This window comes from Streptosporangium sp. NPDC006013 (assembly GCF_040614275.1).
Lineage (GTDB): Bacteria > Actinomycetota > Actinomycetes > Streptosporangiales > Streptosporangiaceae > Streptosporangium.
Genome location: NZ_JBEXUE010000023.1, coordinates 37,075 through 43,074, shown reverse-complemented (window position 1 = coordinate 43,074; position 6,000 = coordinate 37,075). Strand labels below are relative to the sequence as shown.

The 6,000-nt window shown below is 67.2% G+C and carries 7 protein-coding genes; 4 read left to right on the top strand and 3 right to left on the bottom strand.

Features of this window, described 5'->3' with window-relative positions:
- Positions 1–148 precede the first annotated feature (148 nt).
- Both ABZ260_RS06220 and ABZ260_RS06215 read right to left on the bottom strand, forming a co-directional pair.
- On the bottom strand, positions 149–1,264 hold the full coding sequence (locus ABZ260_RS06220) for an integrase core domain-containing protein (RefSeq protein WP_355613537.1): 1,116 nt from the start codon (positions 1,262–1,264) through the stop codon (positions 149–151).
- 78 nt (positions 1,265–1,342) lie between these two features.
- Complete coding sequence (locus ABZ260_RS06215; protein WP_355613535.1) at positions 1,343–1,861, bottom strand: MarR family transcriptional regulator; 519 nt, start codon at positions 1,859–1,861, stop codon at positions 1,343–1,345.
- Between the two features lie 93 nt (positions 1,862–1,954).
- On the opposite strand from ABZ260_RS06215, the gene ABZ260_RS06210 reads away from it, so the two are divergent.
- Both ABZ260_RS06210 and ABZ260_RS06205 read left to right on the top strand, forming a co-directional pair.
- Positions 1,955–2,611, top strand: a complete 657-nt coding sequence (locus ABZ260_RS06210) for an NAD(P)H-dependent oxidoreductase (RefSeq protein WP_355613533.1) — start codon at positions 1,955–1,957, stop codon at positions 2,609–2,611.
- Positions 2,612–2,694: 83 nt separating this feature from the next.
- Positions 2,695–3,078: an antibiotic biosynthesis monooxygenase gene (locus ABZ260_RS06205; RefSeq protein ID WP_355613531.1), complete on the top strand. Its 384-nt coding sequence runs from the start codon at positions 2,695–2,697 to the stop codon at positions 3,076–3,078.
- Between the two features lie 99 nt (positions 3,079–3,177).
- On the opposite strand, the gene ABZ260_RS06200 is transcribed toward ABZ260_RS06205, so the two are convergent.
- A complete protein-coding gene (locus tag ABZ260_RS06200) occupies positions 3,178–3,363 on the bottom strand; it encodes a hypothetical protein (protein WP_355613529.1) in 186 nt (61 codons plus the stop codon).
- On the opposite strand from ABZ260_RS06200, the gene ABZ260_RS06195 reads away from it, so the two are divergent.
- A complete protein-coding gene (locus ABZ260_RS06195) occupies positions 3,358–4,872 on the top strand; it encodes an FAD-dependent oxidoreductase (protein ID WP_355613527.1) in 1,515 nt (504 codons plus the stop codon). The genes ABZ260_RS06200 and ABZ260_RS06195 overlap by 6 nt on opposite strands.
- Positions 4,873–5,084: 212 nt before the next feature.
- On the top strand, positions 5,085–5,816 hold the full coding sequence (locus ABZ260_RS06190; protein WP_355613525.1) for a DUF998 domain-containing protein: 732 nt from the start codon (positions 5,085–5,087) through the stop codon (positions 5,814–5,816).
- The last annotated feature ends 184 nt before the right edge of the window (positions 5,817–6,000 follow it).

The window sequence follows — 6,000 nt, the reverse complement described above, 5'->3', positions numbered from 1 at the left end:
CTGGTAGTACTTGTTGCGGCCGCCCTTGCGGCCGGTGACGCCGGCGATGGGTTCGATGAACTTGACGTCGATCTGGACGCGGTGGCCGGGCAGCTTGTGGGGTGCGAAAACCCGGATACGGCCTCTGAACTGCGGTTATTCACTCCGTCTATGCGGCCCGCCGGTACTGGTTGATCAGGCCGTCGAGTATCTGTCGGCGTTGCAGGCGGACCTGATCGAGATCGCTTGGTGGAGCCGAGGCAGGTGGTGGTTGAGGCGGCCGACGGTCTCGTGCGCGATGGGGACGGTGCCGGTTGTAATGCCGTTGGTATGCCTTCAGGATTCGGCAAAGATGGCCTTCACCGTAGATCAGCAGCCGATCGGTGCATTCCCTTCGAACGGTACCGACCCAGCGCTCGGCCACCGCGTTCGCCTGCGGCGCGCGAACCGGTGTTTTCACGACGCGGGCGCCCAGTGAGATGAACACCTCGTCGAAGACCGCAGTGAACTTCGCGTCGCGGTCGCGAATGAGGAATCTGATCCCCTCGGCCTGCTCCCCCAGGTCCATGACCAGATTGCGGGCCTGTTGAACGACCCAGGTTCCGGTCGGGTGCGCCGTGACGCCCGCGATGTGAACCATGCGGGTGGCGTGCTCGATGAAGAACAGCACGTAGAGCCGCTTCAAGTACACCGTGTCGACGTGAAACAGATCGCACGCCCAGATGCCCTCGGCCTGCGCTTTGAGGAACTGACTCCAACTCGGGCCGGCGCGACGTGGAGCCGGACCAAGCCTGGCTCTTTTGAGGATGTCGCGAACGGTGCTGGGCGGTACCCGAAGACCGATACCGGCCAGTTCGCCGCTGATCCGCTGATAGCCCCATGAGGGATTCTCCCGGGCCAGGCGCAACACCGCCTCCCGGATCTCCGTGCGGGTAGAGGGACGACCTGGGCGTTTGGACGGGTAGGTCCACCTGCGCGTTACCAGGGCACGGTGCCAGCGCAGCAATGTCGCGGGGGTGACGAAGAAGACCTCCCACGATGAGCGGGAAAGCAGCCGCGACAGGGCCGCGAGCACGACCCGATCCACCGGCTGGAGATCGGGCCGCTTCACCTGACGGCGTAGCACGGCGACCTGATGACGAAGCACCACGATCTCGGCCGCCTTGGCCCGATCACCGCGACCGAGCAGGACCAGAAGCTGAAAGACACGCCCGAGAATGAGGTAGAGGGAGGACCACGACACCGTCAGCAGGATGCCCGAGACCTCATCATGCTCGAGCCACAACCCCCCAGGTCAACCTCACCGGCTGAGTTTCCGCACCCCACAGGCTTGGACATGACGTGGTGGACCAGCGATGGAGAGCTATTCGCGCACGCCCGGGATGCTGGGCGCAGCGCGGTGACGGGGAGTACCGGCTGCAGGAGGACAGTCGCTCAGGCTGTCTGCCGGGCGACCATCGGGGTCCGCGCCGACCGCCCGTTCGAGGAGCTCGTGGAGCACTGCACGGTCCTGCGTGCTCAGGGCCCGGAAGATTTGGTCTTCGACTGCGGCGAGCCGTTCCTGAGCCGCTTCGAGCTCGGTTTCGCCCGCCCGGGACAGCTCGACGATGTGGCGGCGGCGGTCACTGGGGTCGCGCCGGCGGCTGATCAGGCTGCGGTCCTCCAGTTCGTTGAGAAGCCCGACGACGTTGCTCGGGTCGAGACTGAGCGCATCCCCGAAAGCCTGCTGGCTCATCGCTCCGCGCTGGCTGAGCAGGGTGAGGGCAATGACCTGCCGGTGCCGCAGGTCGTCCGCGCCGGTTGATGCGTCAACGAGCTTCTTTCCGGTGCGCGCCAGATGGGCGATCAGCGCCATGTCGAACGCCGGCCTCATACCTTCCATACCTTGATGATAGCCACAAACATGATGATTTGTGTCCACCAACGATTGGTTCTATGCTAGCTATCTGGGTACTCGTAAAGGGGGAAAATGGACATGTCTGCGCTGCAGATCATCTTGGGCACCACCCGGCCGACCCGACAGGCGGACCGCGTCGCTGGGTGGGTGGCGTCAGCGGCGGGCTCTCACGAGAGCTTCGACGTGGAGGTGGTGGACCTGCGGGACTGGGCACTGCCGTTCTTCTCGGAGCATTTCGGCACCATCGGCGACATCGCTGACCCCACGTACTCGGACCCCCTGGTCAGGGCATGGAACCGCAAGATCGGCGAGGCGGACGCCTATCTCGTCGTGACCGGCGAGTACAACCACAGCATTCCGGCCGTTCTGAAGAACGCCATCGACTCGGTCTGGGTCTCCCATGCTTTCCGCAACAAGCCGGTCGCCGCAGTCGGATACAGCGCAGGCATCGGAGGCGGCATACGCGCCATTGAGCACCTCGCGCAGATCATGATCGAGGCGGAGGCGGCGCCCTTGCGCAGCGCTGTCGTGATGCCGTTCGTCAACGACGCCTTCGGCGAGGACGGGCTTCCCAAGGACCCCGCAACGCGCGCCGGCCTCGACGTGACGCTCGATGACCTGGCCTGGTGGTCTGCCGCACTCACGCAGGCTCGTGCTGACGGCGAGCTGCCCCCGGGGCGCGGCCGCATGCGCGAGGCGATGCTGCGCGCTCGGGCCGCCGAATCTGCGATCTGACGCCGTCGCCATGCGGAGCGGACAGTGCCTGGCCGCCCGTGTGTGCCGGCACCGACAAGAAACGGAACAACAAGGAGAAGCGCATGTCTGACACCCCGATGCCAGCCGCCGGTCAGCGAGACCCGGTGCTGCCGCAGGACTACTCGGGCCCGGTGGTCGCCGTCATCCGGCTGAGGGCCCGGCCAGGGCAGGCGGAGACTGCTGAGCGAGCCCTGCTCAAGATCGTCGATCCGATCCGGGCCAACCTCGACTGTGTGGAGTTCCGCATCCTGCGCGACCGCCATGACGCGCACGTGTTCACTCTGCTGGAGCACTGGGTCAGCCTTGAAGCCACCGTCGCCCACGGCAAGCGTGACTATATGGCCGAGTACACGGCAGCGAAGAACGACATTTTCGAGGACGTCACTCCCTCGCTGGTCGAGGAAATCCATCCGGCGGCCGCCGCCGTGCAACAGCAGGCCCGCTGAACAACCTCCGATGCACGCGCCCGCTCCACGGTGCGGGCGCGTGCCACGGCGGATCCCAACGATTCAACGCCAACGGGAGCCCGCCCGCGTGCGCTGAGGTCACACCACCAGACCCGCCGGAAGCCGCGGTGTGCCCTGCGGCCGCACCGGCGCAAGCCGGTACTGCATGCCGCCATCGACGGCCCGGAGCAGCTCCCCGGCAACGGCGCCCTCGTCTTCGCTGACCGGCGAGACCAGCGGAGCCGGCACATCTATCAGTTTCTGAAAGGAATCACCGTCATGCATGACGTCATCATCGCGGGCGCAGGTCCGGTCGGCCTGTTCCTGGCAGGCGAGTTGGCCCTGTCCGGCTGCTCGGTCCTGGTCCTTGAGCGGGAGAAGGACCTCTGCCCACCGCTGAAGGCGCTCCCGCTCGGACTGCGCGGGCTGAATGCCGGATCTGTGGAGACGTTTTACCGGCGCGGGCTGCTGGAGGCGATGGCGAAGGCGTCCGGAGTCCCGGTGGAAAGGATCGGCGCGAGCTCCGACGCAGTCGACGCTCCTGATCCTCGCGAGTTGAGCCACTTCGCCGGTATGACCCTCAACGCGGCCGATATCGACACCACCGCGCTTTCCTACCGTCTGCCCAGTCCGGCCATGGAAGGCTTCATGACCAGCCTGGAAGCGGTCATCGAGGTGCTGGCCGAGCATGCTTGTGGGCTCGGCGTGGAGATCGTCCGGGGCGCCCCGGTCACCGCGGTGCGCCAGGATGACGACGGGGTGGCCGTGACGGCGGGCGAACAGCACTACCGCTCGGGCTGGCTGGTGGGATGCGACGGCGGCCGCAGCGCCGTGCGACGTCTCGCCGACTTCGAGTTCATTGGCACTGAGCCGCTGTTCACCGGATACGTCGCACAGGTGACCTTCGCCGACCCCGACCAGCTGCCGCTCGGGTTCAACCTGACCGATACCGGCATGTACCTGCGCACGCCCCTCGAAGGGCACCTGGGCATGATGGATTTCGACGGCGGAACCTTTGACCGCTCCGAGCCGCTGACCCGCGAGCACCTGCAGACCGTGCTGCGCCGCATCACCGGCACCGGCGTGACCCTGGACGAGGTGCATCTCGCCTCCAGCTTCACTGACCGCGCCATGCAGACCACCACCTACCGCCAGGGCCGCGTCCTGGTCGCCGGCGACGCCGCGCACATCCACTCGCCGCTGGGCGGCCAGGGACTGAACCTGGGCATCGGCGACGCGATGAACCTCGGCTGGAAGCTCGCCGCCACCGTCCACGGCACCGCGCCAGAGGGCCTGCTCGACTCCTACACGAGCGAGCGCCACCCCATTGGCGCCGCCATCCTTGACTGGTCCCGCGCCCAGGTGGCGACCATGAAGCCGGGCCCCAACGCCCCCGCCCTGCGCACCCTGGTACAGGAGCTGATGCGCACCACGGACGGGACGACCCAGGTCTACCGCCGCACCTCGGGCCTGCTCCACCATTACGACCTGGGCAGCAGGCACCCACTCGTCGGCCGCAGCGCCCCGGACTTCCGTTTCAAGGACGGCACCCGCCTCGGCGACCTGCTGCACCAGGGCCAGGGCGTCCTGCTCGACTTCACCGCCGACCAGGGGCTCAAGGATGCGGCCCAGGCATGGCACGGCCGCATCCAATACGCAGCCGGTCCGGTGCAAAGCCGACTCGGGCTGTCGGCCGTGCTCGTACGGCCGGACGGGGTCGTTGCCTGGACTGGGGACGATCGCGACACCTTCGAGCAGGCCGCGGCCCAGTGGTTTGCCGCACCGGTGAACTAGCGCCGCTTGTCTCGACAGAGGGCGGCACCCACCGCACAGCCCGTCGAGACGTTGCGCCAACCGGCCCTTCTCGGCCTCGCCGTAAGGCGCCCAGCCCCGGTCGAGAGACGGAAGGCGTAACACGCCTGCTGAGCCCTCACTACTGCTGGGCTCGCTGACCGCCACTCCTCCGCCGCTACCACCACAACAACCACGAGGAAAGGGGTTTAGACATGGCTGTACCGAACAAACGGCGTACTGAGCGTGCGTCCGCCCGAGCGAAGACGGTCGGTGCGCTCCTGATCGCGGGCGGGGGCGTCTTCTTCGCCGCGGAGTTCATCTCCGCATCAGCGTGGACCGATCCGCCCTACAGCTACACGTATCACTACGTCAGCAATCTGGGAGTCCGCGGCCCCGTCGAGACACTGCACCAGGTCATGAACTCGCCGCTCTCCTGGGTGATGAACACCGGCTTCTTCCTGTTCGGGATTCTCCTGGCCCTCGGCGTCCTCGCGCTGCGCGGGCTGCGCGGCTGGCGAAGAGGAGCCTCGGTGATCCTGGGACTGCTCATGGCGATCGGCGGCGTGCTGCTCGCCCTGAACCCAGGCGACGGCCAGGAAGCCGCCAACCAGATCGACTACCACTCGATCGGCGCCCTTGCGTCGATCGTCAGCGGCAACGTGCTGATCATGCTGATGGGCCGCCAACACGCAAACATCGGTGTCTCCCGCAGCGTCGGCAGGAGCATGGTGGCGCTGGGCGTGATCGGACTCCTCGGCCTCCCGCTCTACCTCAGCGTGGCCGGCTCGGAATTCGGGCTCATCGGCCTGTTCGAACGGGTCGCGATCTACCCCCTGTTCATCGGCCAGATCCTCGCGGGCGTATCCATCTGGAAGGGGCGGGCAGCCGCCCAGGCGCGCCACGCCACGCTGCCGCGCAGCCCCGAGATGCCTGCGGGCACGTGAGGGCCCACGGCAGTCGCAGGCTCGGCGGCGACACTTCCGGGAGACCCGGTGACCTCGCCGCCGAACCTGCCGCGCAGTCCGGCAAGCCAGCGGCGTACCGAGACGTGGCGGCCGAGGGGCACCTCACCACGCCGTCGGAGCAGGTCAGCCCCAACCAGTGGCCAGACACCACCTCAATGCGGAC

Coding starts and splice junctions, on each gene's coding strand:
- ABZ260_RS06215 (WP_355613535.1), bottom strand. CDS start 1,861: ATGGAAGGTATGAGGCCGGCGTTCGACATGGCGCTGATCGCCCATCTG.
- ABZ260_RS06210 (WP_355613533.1), top strand. CDS start 1,955: ATGTCTGCGCTGCAGATCATCTTGGGCACCACCCGGCCGACCCGACAG.
- ABZ260_RS06205 (WP_355613531.1), top strand. CDS start 2,695: ATGTCTGACACCCCGATGCCAGCCGCCGGTCAGCGAGACCCGGTGCTG.
- ABZ260_RS06195 (WP_355613527.1), top strand. CDS start 3,358: ATGCATGACGTCATCATCGCGGGCGCAGGTCCGGTCGGCCTGTTCCTG.
- ABZ260_RS06200 (WP_355613529.1), bottom strand. CDS start 3,363: ATGCATGACGGTGATTCCTTTCAGAAACTGATAGATGTGCCGGCTCCG.
- ABZ260_RS06190 (WP_355613525.1), top strand. CDS start 5,085: ATGGCTGTACCGAACAAACGGCGTACTGAGCGTGCGTCCGCCCGAGCG.